Source organism: Synechococcus sp. R55.8 (assembly GCF_047461895.1).
Lineage (GTDB): Bacteria > Cyanobacteriota > Cyanobacteriia > Thermostichales > Thermostichaceae > Thermostichus.
The window spans coordinates 2,644-21,443 of the sequence record NZ_JANSIB010000038.1 but is presented as its reverse complement, the minus strand read 5'-3'; the positions used below and the strand labels follow the sequence as shown (position 1 = coordinate 21,443).

General features: G+C 59.2%; 21 protein-coding genes. 15 read left to right on the top strand and 6 right to left on the bottom strand.

Translation table 11 applies throughout. The annotated features are described in order from the left end of the window. Positions 1–64 precede the first annotated feature (64 nt). On the bottom strand, positions 65–376 hold the full coding sequence (locus tag NW829_RS05645; protein WP_414416626.1) for a hypothetical protein: 312 nt from the start codon (positions 374–376) through the stop codon (positions 65–67). 150 nt (positions 377–526) lie between these two features. On the opposite strand from NW829_RS05645, the gene NW829_RS05640 reads away from it, so the two are divergent. Together NW829_RS05640 and NW829_RS05635 are read left to right on the top strand one after the other, a co-directional pair. Beyond that, on the top strand, positions 527–928 hold the full coding sequence (locus NW829_RS05640) for a VOC family protein (RefSeq protein ID WP_041436641.1): 402 nt from the start codon (positions 527–529) through the stop codon (positions 926–928). A gap of 56 nt (positions 929–984) precedes the next feature. Then, the gene (locus NW829_RS05635) at positions 985–2,517 is read left to right on the top strand and encodes an NAD(P)H-hydrate dehydratase (protein ID WP_414416625.1); all 1,533 of its coding nucleotides are present in this window, start codon (positions 985–987) and stop codon (positions 2,515–2,517) included. 23 nt (positions 2,518–2,540) lie between these two features. On the opposite strand, the gene NW829_RS05630 is transcribed toward NW829_RS05635, so the two are convergent. The 5 genes from NW829_RS05630 to NW829_RS05610 form a co-directional block, all read right to left on the bottom strand. Continuing rightward, positions 2,541–3,374, bottom strand: coding sequence for an undecaprenyl-diphosphate phosphatase (locus tag NW829_RS05630; protein ID WP_414416624.1), 834 nt, complete (start codon positions 3,372–3,374; stop codon positions 2,541–2,543). Positions 3,375–3,605: 231 nt separating this feature from the next. Beyond that, a complete protein-coding gene (locus NW829_RS05625) occupies positions 3,606–4,124 on the bottom strand; it encodes a DUF2808 domain-containing protein (protein ID WP_414374581.1) in 519 nt (172 codons plus the stop codon). Between the two features lie 333 nt (positions 4,125–4,457). Continuing rightward, entirely contained in the window at positions 4,458–4,643 is a 186-nt protein-coding gene (psbZ, locus tag NW829_RS05620; RefSeq protein ID WP_011433643.1) for a photosystem II reaction center protein PsbZ, read from the bottom strand. A gap of 142 nt (positions 4,644–4,785) precedes the next feature. Further along, the gene (locus NW829_RS05615) at positions 4,786–5,478 is read right to left on the bottom strand and encodes a queuosine precursor transporter (RefSeq protein WP_414408811.1); all 693 of its coding nucleotides are present in this window, start codon (positions 5,476–5,478) and stop codon (positions 4,786–4,788) included. Next, positions 5,478–6,134 (bottom strand): response regulator, encoded by a 657-nt coding sequence (locus NW829_RS05610; RefSeq protein ID WP_414408810.1) that lies wholly within the window; start codon positions 6,132–6,134, stop codon positions 5,478–5,480. Before NW829_RS05610 ends, NW829_RS05615 begins: the two co-directional genes overlap by 1 nt. Positions 6,135–6,389: 255 nt before the next feature. Between NW829_RS05610 and NW829_RS05605 the strand changes: the two genes are divergently transcribed. The 13 genes from NW829_RS05605 to NW829_RS05545 all read left to right on the top strand — a co-directional run. Continuing rightward, positions 6,390–7,508 (top strand): class I SAM-dependent methyltransferase, encoded by a 1,119-nt coding sequence (locus NW829_RS05605; protein ID WP_011433647.1) that lies wholly within the window; start codon positions 6,390–6,392, stop codon positions 7,506–7,508. 161 nt (positions 7,509–7,669) lie between these two features. Continuing rightward, positions 7,670–8,140, top strand: coding sequence for a hypothetical protein (locus tag NW829_RS05600; protein ID WP_011433648.1), 471 nt, complete (start codon positions 7,670–7,672; stop codon positions 8,138–8,140). A gap of 73 nt (positions 8,141–8,213) precedes the next feature. After that, the gene (locus NW829_RS05595) at positions 8,214–8,558 is read left to right on the top strand and encodes an MgPME-cyclase complex family protein (RefSeq protein WP_414329330.1); all 345 of its coding nucleotides are present in this window, start codon (positions 8,214–8,216) and stop codon (positions 8,556–8,558) included. Positions 8,559–8,708: 150 nt separating this feature from the next. Beyond that, positions 8,709–10,253, top strand: coding sequence for an MFS transporter (locus NW829_RS05590; RefSeq protein ID WP_414416623.1), 1,545 nt, complete (start codon positions 8,709–8,711; stop codon positions 10,251–10,253). Between the two features lie 139 nt (positions 10,254–10,392). Beyond that, complete coding sequence (locus NW829_RS05585) at positions 10,393–11,562, top strand: glycosyltransferase family 4 protein (RefSeq protein WP_414413583.1); 1,170 nt, start codon at positions 10,393–10,395, stop codon at positions 11,560–11,562. 80 nt (positions 11,563–11,642) lie between these two features. After that, positions 11,643–13,340, top strand: a complete 1,698-nt coding sequence (locus tag NW829_RS05580; protein WP_414413582.1) for a PP2C family protein-serine/threonine phosphatase — start codon at positions 11,643–11,645, stop codon at positions 13,338–13,340. 471 nt (positions 13,341–13,811) lie between these two features. Next, positions 13,812–14,030, top strand: coding sequence for a hypothetical protein (locus NW829_RS05575; protein WP_414329334.1), 219 nt, complete (start codon positions 13,812–13,814; stop codon positions 14,028–14,030). 153 nt (positions 14,031–14,183) lie between these two features. Continuing rightward, positions 14,184–15,617: an argininosuccinate lyase gene (gene argH / locus NW829_RS05570; RefSeq protein ID WP_414349809.1), complete on the top strand. Its 1,434-nt coding sequence runs from the start codon at positions 14,184–14,186 to the stop codon at positions 15,615–15,617. 119 nt (positions 15,618–15,736) lie between these two features. Beyond that, positions 15,737–16,033, top strand: a complete 297-nt coding sequence (locus NW829_RS05565) for a DUF6464 family protein (RefSeq protein WP_414329336.1) — start codon at positions 15,737–15,739, stop codon at positions 16,031–16,033. Between the two features lie 160 nt (positions 16,034–16,193). Further along, positions 16,194–16,682, top strand: coding sequence for a M67 family metallopeptidase (locus NW829_RS05560; RefSeq protein ID WP_011433657.1), 489 nt, complete (start codon positions 16,194–16,196; stop codon positions 16,680–16,682). A 246-nt stretch (positions 16,683–16,928) separates the two neighbouring features. Further along, on the top strand, positions 16,929–17,210 hold the full coding sequence (locus NW829_RS05555) for a MoaD/ThiS family protein (RefSeq protein WP_011433658.1): 282 nt from the start codon (positions 16,929–16,931) through the stop codon (positions 17,208–17,210). Between the two features lie 2 nt (positions 17,211–17,212). Further along, complete coding sequence (moeB, locus tag NW829_RS05550) at positions 17,213–18,382, top strand: molybdopterin-synthase adenylyltransferase MoeB (RefSeq protein WP_414416622.1); 1,170 nt, start codon at positions 17,213–17,215, stop codon at positions 18,380–18,382. A gap of 110 nt (positions 18,383–18,492) precedes the next feature. Continuing rightward, positions 18,493–18,800: 3,4-dihydroxy-2-butanone-4-phosphate synthase (locus NW829_RS05545; RefSeq protein WP_414416621.1), on the top strand; the 308-nt coding region annotated here is incomplete at its 3' end.

The following is an 18,800-nucleotide window of genomic DNA, read 5'->3' as shown; positions in this document are numbered from 1 at the left end:
TTATACATTATTTTCAGTATAGTTGAGCTTATTATTGACTAGAGTCATGCTCTCAGCTTGGCACTCAAGGCTCCAGGGGGGACGTGGACTCTGGCGACAGGATCCCGTTCGCGTTGGCGGGACGAAGTCCTCTGAAGCCGGCATCGCCGAGCCGCAACCCCTGCAAAACTTGGGCAACACGACGCCAGGGATCCAGCCGTTCCGCTCGCGGAAGCAGGACGGAGTCCTGGCTGCTTTGAGGCTCTGGAAAAGACTGCTCAGAGGGGGCGGGATCCCTTTCCTCCAGCCTCAGGGAAAGCTGCTGCAACTGCATGTAGATGCTGTTCACGGCCAGCATGGCCAAGACCGTGCCAAAAAACTTGGTGCGGGATCCCATAGGTCAACCCCTGTGCGAGAACAAGAGTAGGGTCGTCGCCGGTGCGTTAGCTCCACCTTAGCTCACAGGTTTGGCTGGCTGTTGCGAGAAAATAAACCTGTTTGCACCAGATCCTGCAAAGCCCTCGGGTCAAGATCCGCCGCCAAGACGATGACTACTCCACGAAAGCCAACCTACCAGCACCTGCACACCGCCCTTTGGGTAAGCGATCTGGCCAGAGCCGAACATTTTTACGGAACGGTGCTTGGGATCCCCAAGGTGGAACGGTTGCCGTTTGACTTTCCCGGCGCTTGGTATCAAGTGGGTTCCTCCCAAATTCATTTAATCGTGGCCGAGGAGCCGATGGATCCACGGCAGCGAAGCGGAACGGGATCCTCAAAGTGGGGGCGTAATCCCCATGTGGCGCTGGGGGTAGATGACTTGGAAGCGGTGAAGGCTCGCCTGCGGCAGGAAGGGTATGAGGTGCAACCGAGCGCTTCCGGGCGAGCGGCAGTGTTCGTCCGGGATCCGGATGGGAATGTGATAGAGCTAAGCTCGATTAGCGCAACTTAGCCATGAGCCATCTCCCCTCAGCAATGCCGCCGGTTGCAACAGCGTTGCGTAGCGATATGGGTTCTCGTTGCCAGTTCAATCCGGCCATCAGCCTGGTCAGTTCCGCACAGATGCAGCGCATTGAGGAGCAGATCTTCTCTGCCGGCATGCCCGTTGCCGCTCTGATGGAGAAGGTGGGGCTGGCCGTTGTTGCTCAGTTGCAGAAGGATTTTCCGCAAGCCCATCGCATTGGGATCCTCTGTGGGACAGGGCACAACGGTGGCGATGGGTTGGTGGTTGGGCGGGAGCTATGGCTGGCCCAAAAGTCGGTGAAGGTGTGGCTGGGCAAGCCAGAACTCAAGCCCCTGACGGCAGACCACGCCCGCTATCTCAAGGCGCTGGGGGCAGAGTTTGTGGAGAGTCTTGAAGAGCTGGCCGATTGCGATTTGTTAATTGATGCCCTGTTTGGGATCGGTCTGAACCGGCCTTTGGGGGAGCCTTGGGCGGGGGCGGTGGGGTGGGCCAATGGCAGTGGGATCCCCATCCTTAGCCTGGATTTGCCGTCTGGCCTCAACGACCAAACCGGGGAAGTCTGGGGCTGCTGCATTCGCGCCAGCCATACCTATACCCTTGGCCTTTGGAAACGGGGGCTGTGGCAGGAAGCAGCTCTGCCTTGGGTAGGACGGTTACGTCGCGTTGATTTTGGGATCCCCGCTTGGGCCTGCCCAGAGGTGGAGGTTCCCCGGTTGTTGCTGCGGCCTTGGCAGCACTTTCCCGCGGATCCCCCTTTGGATACCCACAAATACCGCCAGGGATCCCTGCTAGGGGTGGCAGGCTCGGCGGCCTATGCCGGGGCGGCCCTGTTGGCGGGGCTGGGATCCCGCGCCAGTGGGGTGGGTATGGTGACGATGGCGGTGCCGGCGGAGTTGAAAGGACTGATCCACAGCGCCTTGCCAGAGGTTTTGGTTCATGCCTGGGAAGGGATCCCTTCTCTGCCGCCGGTTGCCGAGAAACCCTTTCAGGCGGTGGCCGTGGGGCCGGGCTTGGGAGAAACCCGCTTACCGCTGCTGGAACTCCTGCTGCGGGATTGGGCCGGGATCCCCTGGGTTATCGATGCCGATGGCCTCAATGCTCTGGCGGAGATGGGGGTAGAGCGCCTGCCAGAAAACGGGATCCAAGCCATTCTCACCCCCCACCTGGGGGAATTTCGGCGGCTCTTTCCAGGGATCCCGCTTGGGGATCGCATCGAGGCAGCCCAAAGAGCAGCAGCCCAGAGTGGAGCTGTAGTGGTTTTGAAGGGGGCGCGGACGGTGATCGCCTCTCCCACTGGGGAATGCTGGGTGAATCCGGAGAGCACGCCGGCTTTGGCCCGCGGTGGCAGCGGCGATGTCTTGACTGGCCTGATTGGTGGCCTGGTGGCCCGCCGAACGGCCCAAGTGGGTTGGCCCTTGGAGATTGCTGAGCTGCTCAGTTGCGCCTGTGCCGGGGTGTGGTGGCATGCCCAAGCGGCTATCCAGCTGGCGCGGGAACGCGGTCTAACAGGGGTGGATCCGGCCCACCTGGCGGAGCACCTGCCCAAGGCGCTGCAGAGCCTGCGGGAGCAAGGGTGAAGGAAGGAGCTGCAAAACCCAGCCTAGGGTTTCAGGAACCCCAGGGCCAACCCCAAGAAAATGAACAGGCCAAAGCCAATCCGATAGACGATGAACAGCCAGGTGCTGCTGCGCTGCAAAAACTGAATCAGCCAATCGATAGAGAGATAGGAAAAGACAAAAGCAGAAAGAGTGCCCAACCCCTGCGACAGCAGCGCCTCTGCCCTGAACTCAGAGATCAACTCTTCTACCCCCGCCAAAAAGAGCGCCGGGATCCCCAGCAAGAAGGAGTAACGGGCGGCAGCCGGGCGTTGCAAATGGAGAAACAGCCCTGCCGTCAGCGTCGAGCCGGAGCGCGACACCCCAGGGATCAGGGACAAAGCTTGGGCCAGCCCCACCCAGATCCCATCCCCAATGCCCAAGCTGTGAAGGTCTCGCTGGCGTTTGCCCGTTTGCTCTGCCCAGCCCAACAACACAGCCAAGCCAATGGCTGCAGTGGCGATCACCCACAACTGGCGGGGTGGGGATCCCCAAATGGCCTTGATGGCCCAGCCGGCAACCACAATTGGCACTGTTCCCACCAGGATCCCTACCAGCAGCCGCCAAGGCTCCTGCTGGAAATCTCGTTCTCGCCAAGCCTTCCAAGAGCCGAGGATCAACTGGCGCAGGTCAGAGGCAAAGTAGATCAGCACCGCCCCCAAACTGCCCAACTGGATCACCGCCGTAAACGAAGCTCCCGCATCCGGCCACCCCACCAAAGCCGGAAACACCCGCAGATGGGCCGTGCTGCTAATGGGCAGAAATTCGGTGATCCCTTGCACCATGCCCAAAATTAGAGCCTGCCACCAATCGGGATACCAAGTGTCAGCAAGCAACAAGGTAAACACTCCCCCACCCAAACTTGCCGGATTTGCACAATCCCCATTCTTAGAAAAACTCAGAACTCCGGCTTTTTCCAGCAGCCCATACCACGGCGAACAAACACTTGCAGAGGGATCCCACCCCAACTGGCCGGGAACTTGGGTGTCGCTGTCCCAGACCCGCAAAAGGGCTGTGCCTATAGGATCGCCGCAAAGATCAACAGTAGGTCAGATCATCGGGTCAATAGATCAGAAGCCAATCCGCTCTGGGTCTTCAATGGTAATCAGCCAGTTGCCCACATTCCGGAAGAGGGGGTTGGGTTCCGTACCCCGTACCCGCGCCTCCACACGGTAGATACCGGCAGATGAAGGGTTGCGCACGTTGGAGAGCACCAGACGGATCTCCTGACCGGCAGCAATGGGTTGACGGGCCACCACCTCTAGAGAGCGAAACTCCTCGTTCCAGTACACTTGATCCAGCTCTACAGGCCGGCCTTCTACCTCCAGGCGGACACTTTCCGGATCGATGCGGCCATCGAAATTCCTGTCCCCGTTGATCTGCACTTCTGCCACCGCCACATTCTGGGGGGGAATGGTCAGGCGATAGCGATCCAAACGACTGCGAACCCCGCCAAAATCGAGCCGATAGCTGAGGACAGGTACCCCTTCACTGCCGGTGATCACCAAACCCGACTGCGCCTCTGCAGAATGGGGCATCACCAGGGATCCCAGGCTCCCCATCAACAGGCCCGCCAAGGCCAGCCTCATTCCTCGCCGAGCAAGGCCAAGTTCCTGCGAACATTTCCCTGCTCTCATCACTGCTCTCAACACCCAAACCTCCGCTGGTTGAAACACCTCAGCACCTTCAAAGCTCACTAGCGCGGCCTGTAGACAGCCTGACCGATGGCAAGCAAGGCCGACGCCTCGCCGTCCATTGTAGAGGATGGGATCCCCTCTACCGAGAGAGCCTAGGGCTCACCGGGGTGCGCAAGTACGCAGTTCTGGCAGAGATCTCAACAAGAACTTTGGGCCACCATACCCACAGTGCAGCCCCCCACAGCGCCGATTGTAACGGCAAGATGCCCCTGCCCTTCTACGGCTTCACTTGAGGAAACTCAGCACCCCCACCCCGATCACCATCAGCACCCAGAGCAGGGATCCCACCAAAATCACATTCTTGGCCCGGCTCCAGTCACTGGCTGAGCTGTAGAGCACCGGCACCGCCACCACCAACAGCAAGCTGTAAAGCACCAACACCAACAAAGCAATTTGGAAAACGAGCATCATCTTGCGGATCCCTCACAAAAGTCTTGTCTTGGATAAAAGCTCCCGGTAACACCGGATGGCAGCAGGATAAATAGGATGACGCTCTGACTATACCAAAATAGGATCCCTCTCAAAGCCAAATCCGTTGGGGCAGTTGATGGACTCACCTGGATACAGGCTGGAGGCGGAAGGGGTTAAAGTCGGTTGCCACATCGAAGTAGTCTTCTTGTTCTTGCTGCTTTAGCCAGCCGGTAATGGCATAGGTCAGGGGCGTAAACGCCACCTCAACGGCACACTTGAACACATAGTTGGAGAGTATTAAGCTGCCCAGGCCGGGGAACACCCCCCAGAAGGCCAAGGTGACAAACAGTCCAGTATCCACCGCTTGGCCCACCAGGGTAGAGCCGATGGTGCGTGTCCACAGCCACCGTCCCCGCGTCCACACCTTCATGCGGGCCAGTACATAGGCGTTGGCAAAGCTGCCTCCCCAATAGGCGATTAAGCTGGCCAGCACAAGGCGGGGCGTCAGGCCCAGAATCTGGTCGTAGGCTTCTTGATAGGGCCAGTCGGGGGCGGCCGGCAGGGATCCCACGATCATGAATGTCACCGACATGAGGGCCGCCGAGAGAAATCCCAGCCAGATCACCCGTCGCGAGCGGGCATAGCCATAGACTTCGGTGAGGATGTCGCCAAAGATATAGCTGAGGGGGAAGAGAATGGTGCCCCCGTCAAAGGTAAAGGGCCCCAGAAGAACGATCTTGGTCGAGGCGATGTTGGAAATCAGCAGCACGGCCACAAACAGAGCCGTCACTGCATCCAGGTGCCGATAAGCTCGCTCAAAGACCCTCTCAGACATCAGGATCCCCCCAACAACTTACGAATGTGCCGCAGCTCCTTGACGATCAAGGCCAAACCCTGGGCATGTCGCTCCACTTCGCCGGCGAGCTTGCTGATCTGGGCCTCCAGATTGCTGCTGCGGGATTCCTGACGCGCCAGGCATTGGTTGATCCCAGAAAGCCGCGCCACCACCTCCCGCTGGATCAAGTTTTCCGTACCTTGAATCAGCAGCGTCTCGATGGCGGTGAGCCGGTTCAGAATCAGTTGGGTGTTGGTTTCGGATCCCGGCTCCGGTGCAGCGGCAGGGGCAACCTGGAGGACCTTTTGGATAAGAGCCAAAAGGGCATCTGCCTCAAACGGTTTCTCGATGAAATCAAAATCGACAAAGGGCTCAGGAATGCGGGCAGTCACCTGTTCCTTCAGCCCCGACATCATGATGATAGGAGTATTTTTCAGACTGTCTTCGCGGCGGATGGCCTGCAAGGTGTCGTAGCCATCCATCTTGGGCATGACAAAATCCAGCAGGATCAGGTCGGGGTGATGTTTTTTGGCCGCTTCCAGCCCTGTCAACCCGTCTTTGGCCTCCACCACTTGGAACTGATCGGCCAAGATGCTGGCCACCATCTTGCGAATCATGATGCTATCGTCAATGACCAACACCGTCTTGGTTGTCATGCTGAGGCGCTCCCTCTTCCCATTATCAAATCGACCTGATCAGCCCCTTCCTCCAGCTCATAGGGCAATCGGGGACATCCTTTTGAGGACACCACTAGAGTACTCCCCTGCTTGGCCAGATGGGGTGTGCTCAGGGATCCAATTCCGCCAGGTTTTCCCCGCGCCCAGCGGCTGCCGGCCCGGCGTGGCCGCCTTGCTATAATTAAGTGTAAACAAACGTTAAGCCTTCATTCTTCATTCGCACCTTGCAGGGTTATGAGCCTACAACTAAGTCCTGAGCTGTCGCTGCCGATCCCATCTCCAGTCGGAGAAGCTGCCTACCGCGCTTTTCAGTGGGGCAAAAACATCTTCGGCTTTGCCCACAAAGCGCTCTCCACCCAAGCTTCAGATCTGATGCTCTCCGTGCTCAGGGATCTGCAAAGCTTCTCCTCCGGGAGGACCCCGCCGCCGCGGGCCAAGGTGCGGGTGAGCGCTGACACGCTACAGGTGTTGCGGGCCCGTTATGAACAACTCCTGCAAGCGGACTGGCAAGATGCTGAGGCAGGGTACTACCCGCACGCGCTCTTGTTCGACAACCCCTGGCTGGACTTTGCCCGCTATTACCCACAGGTGTGGTTGGATTTGCCGCAAATTACTCGGCGGGTTCACAGCAAGCGTTACCAAGAGTTTTCTCAAGACATCTCCACCGAGGGCTATCCGAAATACTACCTGCAAAATTTCCATTACCAAACCAACGGCTACCTGAGCGACAGCTCGGCTGAGCTTTATGACCTGCAGGTGGAGCTGCTGTTTGGGGGCACAGCGGACGCGATGCGCCGTCGGGTGATTCGCCTGCTCAAAGATGCCTTGGATCCCACCTTGGTCAGCCCCCACATCCTCGATGTAGCTTGTGGCACGGGGCGGATGCTGCGCCTACTGCGGGGATCCCTGCCCAAAGCGGCTTTGTACGGTCTGGATCTTTCCCCCGCCTATCTGCGCAAGGCCAACCGACTGTTGCAGGAGCTGCCGGGGGAGCTGCCCCAGCTTATCCGCGCCAACGCCGAGGCCATGCCCTATGCCGATGCCACCTTTGACGCCGTCATCAGCGTTTTTCTCTTTCATGAGCTGCCTGGCCCGGCCAGACAAAATGTCATCAACGAGATGAGTCGGGTGGTGAAGCCAGGGGGCGTGGTGGTCATCTGCGACTCGGTGCAACTGCTGGATTCGCCAGAGCTGAAGGAGACGATGGAAGCCTTTATGCAAACCTTCCACGAACCCTACTACCGCGACTACATCCACGACGATCTGGGGGTGCGCCTGCAACAGGCAGGCTGTGCGGTGCTGCGCCGGGAGACTCACTATGTCAGCGCCTACACCCTAGCCCGTAAGGGTTGAGCGCCCTTTCCACAAGCTTAAGAGGAAGAGTAAATCGGCGGTCACTTGTCCAGAGGGTGTATAGTAGTTTTAGACACGAAACCTTGGATGAGAAGACGGGCCACTGACTGGATAACCTTCAGGTGCAAGTCCGTCCGAACTCTTTTCTTGTACTTAGGCTCATGTCCCACCCCCATGGATCCCTCCGCGCCGGTATCACTGCTCTCAAGCAGGAGCGCTACCTGGAGGCGATCAACCTTCTCGAGTCCTTCTGCTACTGCTGTTCCATCCAAGAAAGACAAGAGAGTTTGTCCCGCCGCCTGAGCGAGCGCAATGGCTCTAGGGCAGATCCGGAAGAATGCGTTTTGGCTCGTGTAGCTCTGATCATGGCATATCAGGGCAGTGGTGACTTGGAGCGCTCAACTGCCCTTTGCCAAGAGCTGTTGGAGGAGAAGGAAACTCCTGAGTCCGCTCCCTGGGCTCGGGAATGGGCAGCTCAGGCTCTACCTACCCTCAAGCAGGCTTCAGAACACTCCATGCCCCCTGAGGAAGTCATGGCGCGGCTACCCGTTCTCCGGCAGTTGGAAGACTGTCAGCCGCTGTGTAGCTCCCGCGATCCGGCTCCGCATCTGCTCAAATCTGCCTCTCTCTGAGGGAGAGGATCTGCAAGGAGCGGTGGACGCCCGGCTCTAGCCTTTATTCTCAACACAGTTCCACAGCAATCTTATGTCTGCTGCCGAACCGACTACCTATCATTTTGTCGTTGCCAGCCTGTCTTTCTTACGTTCTGAGCCTCTGGAAGAGGTGCTGGAGGAGCGTCGTCGATACTGCGAGGAGCGCCATTGCCCTGTCGATTTCTTCTGGGTGCCCCAGCCGGCCTTCATGGAAGCTCCAGAGTTAAAGCCCCTGCGGGACAAGTTGAAGGAGCCCCTGGGGGCAGTGGTATCCACCAACGCGGATTTTATTCGTTGGCTGAGCCTGCGCTTAACCTTTGTAGAGAAGGGCAGCTTTGTGGCTCCAAGCGAGTCGATCCCGGATCCCTTGCGCTCCTTGTCTGCCGCAGGAAGCTAGGCCTGCCGATTCCCAAGATTTGGGTTGGTGGATTGGAAGGCGGGCCAAGATAAGATCGGGGCACCCCATTTCCACTTTTGTTTGCTGACGGGATCCCATTCTGTTGTGGGGCCGACGTCGGGGAAATGGGCAGGTCACCTGGGGAGCATGATGACTTTGGAGCAACGATGGGGCTGGCCGGAGGGAGGGGCAGGGATCTGCCACCCCAGTTCCCCTCTCCAGAATCCCCCACCTGCGTCAACGCCAACTTGGGGGCTGAAGTCAGAAGCTCTCTTGCCTGAGCCGACAGCAAGCCCCGCCCTCAGCTCGCCGGAGTGTTCTCCTGGGGATCCCCTGCCGGAGCCACCCCCTGAGGATCCCGAAAAGGGGCAAAAAGCAGAGAAGGAAGATCAAGGTCTGTCTGAGCCGGGCCTGAGCAACTTTGTAACCGTGCTGCGCCGGCGCAATTTCCTGCTGCTGTGGATGGGGCAGGCGTGTTCCCAGTTGGCGGACAAGGTGTTGTTGGTGCTGCTGATTGGGTTGGTTGCCCGCGAATTTCAGCCGGAAGGGGCTTCCATCAGCGGTTGGGTCTCGGCCATCATGCTGGCTTTTACGCTGCCGGCGATGCTATTGGGCAGCCTGGCAGGGGTATTTGTGGATCGCTGGCTGAAAAAAGGGGTGTTGGTGCTCTCCAACCTGGGGCGCGGGATCCTGGTGCTGCTGTTGCCGCCGCTGCTTTGGCTTACCGCTGGGCGCGACCTTTGGCCGGGGATCCCCTTGGGGTTTGCGGGGCTGTTGCTGGTGAGCTTTGCCGTCTCGGTTCTGACCCAGTTTTTTGCTCCTGCCGAGCAGGCGACTTTGCCCCTGATCCTGCCGAAGCGAGAGCTGCTGGCGGCCAACTCCCTGTACACCACCACGATGATGGCTTCGCTGATCGTCGGGTTTGCCGTGGGGGAGCCGCTGTTAACCCTGGCAGATCGTTGGGTACGCCATTGGTTGCCGGGCTGGGAAGTGGGTCCGGAGCTGTTGGTGGGAGGAGCCTACCTCTTGGCGGGATCCCTGCTGTTGCTGCTACAACCCCATGAGAAGCTGGAGCCCCGGCGTTGGGAAGTCCCTCACCTCTGGGAAGATCTCCGGCTGGGCCTGCACTATGTCGGCCAGGTGCCCCTGATCCGAGCTGCTTTGGTGCAGGTGGTGGTGCTTTACTCGCTGTTTGCGGCGCTGGCAGTTTTGGCGGTGCGCATGGCCGAAGTGATGGCAGAGCTGAAGCCGGATCAGTTCGGGGTGTTGTTGGCCGCTGCTGGCCTAGGCATGGGGATCGGCGCCTTTTGGGTGGGCCATACGGGCCGACGGGTGAGCCGCCGCGCCTGGGTTGGCCTGGGATCCCTGCTGCTCTGTGGGGCTCTGGCAGCCCTCTCCTGGACGACCCACTGGCTGCTGCCCAGCTTGGGCTGGATTGCCCTGTTGGGCTGTGGCGGGGCTCTGGTGGCGGTGCCGATGCAAACCTTGATCCAAGAGGAAACGCCCGACCATCTGCGGGGCAAGATCTTTGGGCTCCAGAACAACGCCGCCAACATTGCCCTCAGTTTGCCGCTGGTGTTCACGGGATTGGCAGAAGCCCGCCTTGGCCTTCCCTGGATGTTTGTGGCCCTGTCTGTTCTGGCGGGGCTGGCGGGGCTGTACACCTGGAGCTTATTGGGCAGAGAGGCCCCCTAAATCCTGCCGCAGCGCCAGGCTGGATACCCTCTTCTGGGGGAACGGGCCAAGGCAGGAGCCAACTCTGCTACTCTTGTAGAGGTTTAAGAATCGAGACTCCTTTTGCAGCTCAGCGTTTCAGCTCCGCGGGGATCCGCCCATGCACATCGCCTGGATAGGCAAAAAGACACCTTTCTGTGGCAACGTCACCTATAGCCGCGAGATGACCAACGGCCTTTTGGATCGAGGGCATCAAGTGAGCTTTTTTCACTTCACCAACGAGGGCCAACCGCCCGCCCTGGATCCTGGAGGTGAAGGCTGGAGGGCGGAGCTGGATCGTCGAGACGTTTCCCTCCCCTGTCTGTACAAATCGCAGATTTACACGATCCCGGCCCCCAACGCCAAGCGGTTGCTCACCCAGGCCCTCAAGGAATTGCAGCCGGATCTGGTGCATGCCTCCTTGACCATTTCTCCCATCGACTTTGTGCTGCCGGAGATCTGTGCTGAGCTCAACCAGCCGCTGGTGGCCACCTTCCACCCGGCCTTCGACCGGCGGCGGCGCAACATCGCCTCTCGCACCCAATACTTGGCCTACCAGCTCTACGCCCCGTGTTTGGCCAACTATCACCGCACCATTGTCTTCTCGGAAACGCAACGGGAGATCTTGGTCAAACTGGGGGTGAGCCCCCAGCAGGTGGTGGTCATTCCCAATGGTGTGGATGTGGACAAGTACGCGCCTGGGCCCTCCACCCTCAAACAGCGGTTGGGACTGGAGCGGATCTTCGTCTATCAAGGGCGGGTCTCGCCGGAAAAAAACCTGGAAGCCCTACTCAAGGCTTGGAAACACGCCCAAATGGGGGAGAAGTGTGGTCTGCTGATCGTGGGGGATGGGCCACTGCTCAACACCCTCAAGCCCTGCTACACCCTTCAACATGGGATCCACTGGCTGGGCTATATTGCCGACGAGCAGCAACGCATCGAGATCTTGCGAGGAGCCGATGTGTTTGTTTTGCCCTCCTTGATCGAGGGGCTCTCTTTGTCCCTGTTGGAGGCGATGGCCTGTGGGCTGGCAGCGGTAGCCACCGATGTGGGTGCCGATGGCGAGGTTTTGGCCGATGGAGCCGGGATCCCGCTGGATCCGACACGGGTGACAGCAGAGCTGCAAACGCTGCTGCCTTTGCTGCGGGATCAACGGGAGTTTACCCAACTGCTGGGGATGAAGGCCCGCCAGCGGGTGCTGGAGCGCTATACCCTCAGCCACAACCTCAGCCAGGTGGAACAGCTCTACCGAGAGCTGTGCCAGGGATCCCGTCAGCATCGCCGGGTGTGAGGGATGAGTGTGATGAAGCTTGTGATATTTTTGCTAAGCTGTTTCGTTACGTTTCCAAGGGATTAACGCCAGTCTTCCCGATGGATGATCACAGCCCCCAAAAGGCCGTTTTAGGGCAGCCCCCTGCCGGGCTGTCAGATTCTTTGTGGTCAGAGTCCTTGCTGGCCCAGGATTCGGGCAAAAATCCCCTCCCCCCCAATGCTCCGTCGCTGTCGCCCACGGACAATTCGGGGGACTTGCGCTCAGCTCAGACCGGCCAGGATGAGGATCCCACCTCTTCAGGTGCCGTTGCGTCCGATGATAGAGAGCTGCCGGAGGTCAAGCCGGCCATTGTGCCTGCCCCTGCAATGCCGGATCGGGTGGCAGAACTGGAGAGAGAACACCATCGGATGCAGTATCTGCTGGCGTGGCTGGCTTTTGCCCTGCGCTCCTTTAACAACTTGAACCAGATCCTGGAGCTGACGGCTTTTGTGGCCAGCCAACTGACCGATGCCGAAGGGGGAGCCCTGGTTTTGTTCAATCCCAACGGCACCATCCAGTTGGATCAACTGCATTGTTCCGATCTCAATCACCGCGAGCAGATTCGGGCTGAGATGGAGCAGATCGCCCAAACTCTCTCGGCTCAAGAGCCCATTCTCAAAACGGAGGGATCCCTGTCTGTTAAGATCCCTGCCCTTGAACACCTCTTGGACGAACGGTTCCGCCAGAGCTTGGGGCCGGATGTACGCCTTTTCGGCACGCCGCTGCTGATTCGCAACTCTGTCCAGGGTCGCTTGTACGTCTTCAGCCGTCAGCCTGGCTACCACTGGGATGAACGTCGCCAACAACTGTTGCGCTTGGTCGCCGATCAGGCAGGGGTGGCCATCGAAAATGACCGCTTGACGGCAGCCTTGCGCCGCAAGATGGCCCTGGAAAAAGAAATGGAGATTGGCTCTTACATCCAGACCCAACTGCTACCTCGGGAGTGCCCTCAAGTCAAGGGGATTCGCCTGGCAGCCCGTTGCCGGGTGGCCAGCAAAGTGGGGGGCGACTACTATGACTTCATCAAGATTCCCGGCGAACGCCTGGAAACATCCGACTCATCTGAAGAAACGGCAGGCTTTCGCTTGGCCATCGTCATTGGGGATGTGATGGGCAAAGGGGTGCCCGCCGGCCTGTTGATGACCATGACCCGCGCCATGGTGCGGGCGGAGGCCCTCAACCGCCATTCGCCGGCCCGTGTTCTGCAACATCTGAACCGGGCCATGTACAGTGACCTGGAAAACTCCAATCGCTTCATCAGCCTGTTTTATTCGGAGTACGATCCCCGCTCCCATCGCCTCTGCTTCAGCAACGCGGCCCACAACCCCACCCTGTGGTGGCAGGCCCGCACCCGAGAAATTCAACCCCTGGACACAGAGGGGGCGCTGATCGGCTTGGAAGAAAACAGCCACTACTCGGAAAGCTGCGTGCAACTGCAACCCGGGGATGTGGTGGTGTACTACACCGATGGCTACACGGAGACAGCCAACACCCGCGGCGAGCGCTTGGAAACCTCTGGGCTGATGGACGCCATCCAGTATGCTGCCTGTCGCTACGACTCCCCCGAAGACATTTTGGAGAGCTTGTTTGAGCAGATGGATGCCTTCCGAGGCCGTCGGGGATCCCACCCTCTTCCCCTATGGCTGCCCGAGGATCCAGAGCTCCTGTTGCAGGACGAGATTTCCCTGCGGCCTGAGCCCGTGGACGACACAACGCTGGTGGTGTTGAAGGTGTTGCCCGACTCCGAGCCAGCCTAGCTAAAAAAGTTCAAACTCAGGGTTAATGACAGCAGGCCGCAACGCTCACAATAGCTCAAGCAAGCTACTCAACGCTACTGGGCTGGGCAGCAACGGTGGGTTGGTTGACGTGGTTTTGCCGGACTACTAGGCTAGTTGGTTAGTTCTGGCATGCGTTCTGCATGGGCTAAAGCCTGCTCCAGCTTTAGTCTGTGTGGCTCTCTCAGAGAGCAAGGAGCGGCTACCTGCAGCTTGCGGGGAAGTCACGCCTGGGGAGATCCCTCTGGCGGGGCAGTGGGGGTGATCTCTGCTGCCAGCCATAGTTCGTTAAGGCAGGAAGAAAGCAGAAGCGCGGCAGACGCTGAGCACTCCGCGCCGCCGGTGCGAGTGGAAGTGTTTGTTGGCGTTTCGTAGGTCTTTCAGAGCGGTACGCTCTAGCTGGTGGAGCTACCAGGTTGGCTGCACTGTGTTATCTACACCTGAGGTACAACCATGAACTTCTCTCCTTCTGGGTCTGAAACCGCTTCGGTTTACTTGCCGGCCCCCGCGGCTTTCCAGACGGAAATGATTGTCGGGCAGGTGTTCCGACAGGATGTGCTGGGCGATATCCGCAAGGGTTGGAATGGCTTTGTGGAATCGGGCCAAATTTGGGCGCTTTTGATAGGGATCGTGGCGGGCTACATGCTCAAGAGCATCACCAGCTCCCACTAGAGCCTTGTCGCCATTGCTCTAGCTGGATCCAGTTGGCCTGAGCCGGCGGGGTTTTGGCCGTCGGCGGTCGGTTTCTGTGTTTTTTCTCCACAACTGCAGTGGGGTCTTCCTACGGTGGTCAATCCTTCTCCCCATTCTTCCGGTTCCCAGCCAATGTCTGAGCCGACGGTAACTTCCACCCCTCGCCCCTGGAGCCAACGCTTCGAGGGATCCCTGCACCCTGCCATTGCCCGCTTCAACGCCAGTATCGGCTTCGACATCCGCCTGCTGCCCTACGATGTGGCCGGATCCCTGGCTCATGTGCAGATGTTGGCCGCTTGTGGCATCCTGACCCAGCAAGAGGCCGACCAGATCCGGTGGGGATTGGAGCAGATCCAACAGGAAGCGGCTGCCGGCACCTTCCGGCCCGATCCAGAGGCAGAGGATGTCCACTACGCCGTCGAGCGTCGTTTGGTGGCTTTGGTGGGGGAAGTGGGAAAAAAACTGCATACCGGGCGCTCCCGCAATGACCAAGTGGCCACCGATCTGCGTCTCTATCTGCGAGATCAGATCGATCACCTTCGTCAAGCCCTCTGGGAGCTGCGCGGAGTTTTGTTGGACTTGGCCGAGCGGCATCTGGAGACAATCCTGCCCGGCTACACCCATCTGCAACGGGCTCAGCCGATTAGCTTGGCCCACCACCTCTTGGCCTATGAAGAAATGTTCTGGCGAGACTGGCAACGGCTGGGGCGGGTGCGGGAAGAGGTGAATGTCTGCCCCCTCGGATCCGGGGCTTTGGCCGGCACTTCTCTGCCCATCGATCGGCAGCTCACCGCCCATCTGCTGGGATTTGAGCGGATCAGCGCCAACAGCTTGGATGCCGTCAGCGACCGGGACTACCTGGTGGAGTTCCACGCTGCCGCCAGCTTGATTTTGGTGCATCTCAGCCGCCTCTCGGAAGAGATGATCCTCTGGGCTTCCCAGGAGTTCGGCTTTGTCACCCTCACCGATGCCTGTGCCACCGGCTCCAGCCTCATGCCCCAGAAGAAAAATCCCGATGTGCCGGAGTTGGTGCGCGGCAAGGCGGGGCGGGTGTTTGGCCATCTCCAGGCTTTGTTGGTCACCTTGAAGGGGCTGCCGCTGGCCTACAACAAAGATCTCCAAGAAGACAAAGAGGGACTATTCGACACGGTCGATACCCTGAAAGCCTGCCTAGAGGCGATGACCCTTCTGCTGCGGGAAGGGATCCAATTTCAACCTGAGCGCATGGCGGCTGCTGTGCAGGAAGATTTCTCCAACGCCACCGATGTGGCCGACTACTTGGTGCGCAAAGGGATCCCCTTTCGCACAGCCCATGATTTGGTGGGGCAGATTGTGCGCATTTGTTTGGCAGAGGGGATCCTGCTGCGGGATCTGCCCTTGGAGCGCTGGAAAACCTTCCACCCGGCCTTTGAGGCGGACATTTTGACGGCCATTGAGCCCCGCCAGGTGGTGGCCACGCGGCTCAGCGCCGGGGGAACGGGCTTTGCTGTGGTGCGAGAAGCCCTGCAACGGGCCCAGGCCCGCCACCAGCAGCCAGAGCCATCGGAAGAAACTCCACAAACTTAAACTGAACTCAAGGAGAGTTTGCAATTCTTGGGTTCTTCTCGCCAGTGTGTGCCATCCTGAGGTTCTCAGCCATCCAACGCAACTCCCAGCCTGTTGGCCTCTTCCCTGGGTATCGTTCCATGTTGGATAACCTCACCGCCCACGTCCTCGAAAATGCGGCCAAGCGTCGCTGGCGGGAACGCGCCTACAGCCGATTTTTGCAAGATTGGCGACGGCAAGTGGTGCTGCTGCGCCGTCAACGGGCCGGCGAATTTGGCCCACCCCTGGGGGATCCCTCTTGTGTTTTCAGTGCCCACTCGGCTTGGTTGCGCTGTGCCGTCCATCCCCAAGGGCCGTGCCAGGGTTGCCCCCACTATGCCCCCGTCACCCCTCCAAAGCCAGAGCCACCTCTGGGTTCACTCGATGGACGGGTCTGACCGCGCCACACTGGTGGCCGAACATTTTCAGCAGCGGCGGCCTCTGCGGAACGGCCTGCCCGTTGCGCCCCAATGGCATCCGTGTAGCTAAGTTGAGGGATCCCCGGCCAACTTGTGCCAGAATAAAAGAACGGTAACTCCATCGGCAAAGGCGAGATTCATGGCCCTCTACCTCTCGGCAGACCACCTTCACAGCATCCGCCAGCACGGCGAACAAGCCTTTCCCCACGAGAGCTGCGGCATTTTAATTGGGGAAATCCGGGGATCCGACAAGATCATCCACGAGCTTTGGTCGGTGACCAACACCTGGGATCAAGCGGAAAACCCTCTGGCAGACGGGGAATCCAGCCGCCGCCGCTTTTTGATCGATCCGGCGGATTTCAAGCGGGCCAACGACCATGCGGTGCGCAAAGGGCTGGGGATCCTGGGCACCTATCATTCCCATCCCAACCATGCGGCCATCCCCTCCGAGTTTGATCGGCAGCATGCTTTTCCCTGGGGCTTTTCCTGTGTGATCGTCAGTGTGCGCGAGGGCAAGGCAGAAGAGGTGGTGAGCTGGGTTTTGGATGAGCAGGAGCAGCCCCAACGGGAGCCGATGCAGATGCTGGAAGACATTCGCATCCCCCCGCTCCCGGCTTTGGCAAGCTAGAGTCGTTTGGGCTTTGCCGCTGTTTCAGGCTGAAATTCACGGCTAAGTTCAGTTGGGATCCTTGAAAGCTGGGATGGGTACCACCGGAAAAAGCGGTAGTCTAGTGCTGAACCTTGTCTGTAACATAGCTGAATCCTCAAAGTCAGTAGACAGCCCCAACAAGATCGACAAACGGATAGGTCAGCCCAGATCCTCTGGATCCTCAAAAGTCTCCAGTAGATACCCAAGATCTCTCCCCGAACTCCCATGGCAACCAAAGTTCTGATCCCCTCTCCCCTGCGCCCCTACACCGACAACCTGGAAGCTGTCGAGATCGAGGGCAGCAATGTTGGCGAAGTGATGGGCAACCTCATCGCCCGCTATGGCGAGCTGAAGCGCCACCTCTACACCGAGGATGGGAAGCTGCGCAATTTTGTCAATGTCTACCTCAACGACGAGGATGTGCGCACGTTGCCCCAAGGCAACAACACCCCCGTGGGAGAACAAGCCGTCATCAGCATCGTTCCCGCTATTGCCGGAGGGTTGTGAGCATGTTGAACCTGGACACCAGCCAAGTCAGCCTCTCCCGCGAGGAGATGGAGCGGTTTTCTCGGCATTTGATCCTGCCCGAGGTGGGCCTGGAAGGACAGAAGCGGCTGAAAGCCGGAAAGGTGCTGTGCATTGGCACCGGCGGGCTTGGCTCGCCCCTGTTGCTGTACTTGGCGGCAGCCGGCGTGGGGCGGATTGGCATCGTCGATTTTGATGTGGTGGATGTGTCCAACCTGCAGCGGCAGGTGATCCACGGCACCTCCTGGGTGGGCAAGCCGAAGGTGGAATCGGCCAAGAACCGCATCTTGGAAATCAACCCCTACTGTCAGGTGGATGTGTATGAGACTGCCCTGAAGTCTCACAACGCTCTGGAGCTGTTTGCCAACTATGACGTGATTGTGGATGGCACCGATAACTTCCCCACCCGTTACCTGGTGAACGATGCCTGTGTGTTGACGGGCAAGCCCAATGTCTACGGCTCGATCTTCCGCTTCGAGGGACAAGCGACGGTCTTCAACTACGAAGATGGGCCCAACTACCGGGATCTCTACCCCGAGCCGCCCCCACCAGGACTGGTGCCCTCCTGCGCCGAAGGGGGAGTGTTGGGGATCCTCCCCGGCATCATCGGTGTTATTCAAGCTACCGAAACCGTGAAGATCCTGCTGGGCGTGGGCACAACCCTAAGTGGGCGGCTGCTGCTTTACGATGCCCTGAACATGAGCTTCCGGGAGCTGAAGCTGCGCAAAAACCCCGCCACTCCTCCCATCACCCAGCTTATCGACTATGAGCAGTTCTGCGGGATCCCGCCAGCCCAAGCCACAGAACAAGCTGGCCAGACAGAGATCCCCGAGATCACTGTGGCCGAGCTGAAAGCGCGGATGGATGCTCACCAAGACTTTGTGTTGGTCGATGTGCGCAACCCAAATGAGTGGGAGATAGGCCGGATCCCTGGTGCTCACCTGATCCCCCTGCCCCAAATTGAAAACGGCGACGGGGTGGAGCAGGTGCGTCGCCTCCTTAACGGCTCAGAGCTGATCGTCCACTGCAAGAGTGGGGCACGCTCGGCCAAAGCCCTGAAGATCCTACAAGCTGCTGGGATCCAAGGAAAAAACCTGCGCGGGGGGATCCTCGCCTGGGCAGAGGCTTACGATCCCTCGATTCCCAAGTACTGACTCTGCCTTGGGATCCCTACCTGTCGCCCGGTTTGCTCTAGCATAGATCCGGCAGATCCGGTGCCCAGAGCCGGCTGTGCCAGGTTTTCCCTTTTTGCGTCCCCTTTTCCATGAGCGCCATCCCGCAGGCCGAGACAGAGACGATCTTCCACTCCATCCCCGAAGCCCTCGAAGACCTCAAGTGTGGTCGCATGGTCATCGTGGTCGATGACGAAAACCGAGAAAACGAAGGGGATCTGGTCTGTGCTGCCCAGTTTGCCACGCCCCAAGCTATCAACTTCATGGCCACCTACGGGCGGGGCCTTATCTGCCTGGCCATGCAGGGATCCCGCCTCGATGAGCTGAAGATCCCGCTGATGGTGGGGCAGAACACCGACAGCAACCAAACTGCCTTCACCGTCAGCATTGATGCTGGGCC

What these genes read in the sequence shown, in the direction of transcription:
- NW829_RS05605 (WP_011433647.1), top strand. Translation starts at nt 6,390, where the DNA reads ATGAGCCTACAACTAAGTCCTGAGCTGTCGCTGCCGATCCCATCTCCA.
- NW829_RS05565 (WP_414329336.1), top strand. Translation starts at nt 15,737, where the DNA reads ATGTTGGATAACCTCACCGCCCACGTCCTCGAAAATGCGGCCAAGCGT.
- NW829_RS05645 (WP_414416626.1), bottom strand. Translation starts at nt 376, where the DNA reads ATGGGATCCCGCACCAAGTTTTTTGGCACGGTCTTGGCCATGCTGGCC.
- psbZ (WP_011433643.1), bottom strand. Translation starts at nt 4,643, where the DNA reads ATGATGCTCGTTTTCCAAATTGCTTTGTTGGTGTTGGTGCTTTACAGC.
- NW829_RS05615 (WP_414408811.1), bottom strand. Translation starts at nt 5,478, where the DNA reads ATGTCTGAGAGGGTCTTTGAGCGAGCTTATCGGCACCTGGATGCAGTG.
- NW829_RS05575 (WP_414329334.1), top strand. Translation starts at nt 13,812, where the DNA reads ATGAACTTCTCTCCTTCTGGGTCTGAAACCGCTTCGGTTTACTTGCCG.
- NW829_RS05590 (WP_414416623.1), top strand. Translation starts at nt 8,709, where the DNA reads ATGACTTTGGAGCAACGATGGGGCTGGCCGGAGGGAGGGGCAGGGATC.
- NW829_RS05595 (WP_414329330.1), top strand. Translation starts at nt 8,214, where the DNA reads ATGTCTGCTGCCGAACCGACTACCTATCATTTTGTCGTTGCCAGCCTG.
- moeB (WP_414416622.1), top strand. Translation starts at nt 17,213, where the DNA reads ATGTTGAACCTGGACACCAGCCAAGTCAGCCTCTCCCGCGAGGAGATG.
- NW829_RS05555 (WP_011433658.1), top strand. Translation starts at nt 16,929, where the DNA reads ATGGCAACCAAAGTTCTGATCCCCTCTCCCCTGCGCCCCTACACCGAC.
- NW829_RS05640 (WP_041436641.1), top strand. Translation starts at nt 527, where the DNA reads ATGACTACTCCACGAAAGCCAACCTACCAGCACCTGCACACCGCCCTT.
- NW829_RS05610 (WP_414408810.1), bottom strand. Translation starts at nt 6,134, where the DNA reads ATGACAACCAAGACGGTGTTGGTCATTGACGATAGCATCATGATTCGC.
- NW829_RS05625 (WP_414374581.1), bottom strand. Translation starts at nt 4,124, where the DNA reads ATGAGGCTGGCCTTGGCGGGCCTGTTGATGGGGAGCCTGGGATCCCTG.
- NW829_RS05560 (WP_011433657.1), top strand. Translation starts at nt 16,194, where the DNA reads ATGGCCCTCTACCTCTCGGCAGACCACCTTCACAGCATCCGCCAGCAC.
- NW829_RS05580 (WP_414413582.1), top strand. Translation starts at nt 11,643, where the DNA reads ATGGATGATCACAGCCCCCAAAAGGCCGTTTTAGGGCAGCCCCCTGCC.
- argH (WP_414349809.1), top strand. Translation starts at nt 14,184, where the DNA reads ATGTCTGAGCCGACGGTAACTTCCACCCCTCGCCCCTGGAGCCAACGC.
- NW829_RS05585 (WP_414413583.1), top strand. Translation starts at nt 10,393, where the DNA reads ATGCACATCGCCTGGATAGGCAAAAAGACACCTTTCTGTGGCAACGTC.
- NW829_RS05600 (WP_011433648.1), top strand. Translation starts at nt 7,670, where the DNA reads ATGTCCCACCCCCATGGATCCCTCCGCGCCGGTATCACTGCTCTCAAG.
- NW829_RS05635 (WP_414416625.1), top strand. Translation starts at nt 985, where the DNA reads ATGGGTTCTCGTTGCCAGTTCAATCCGGCCATCAGCCTGGTCAGTTCC.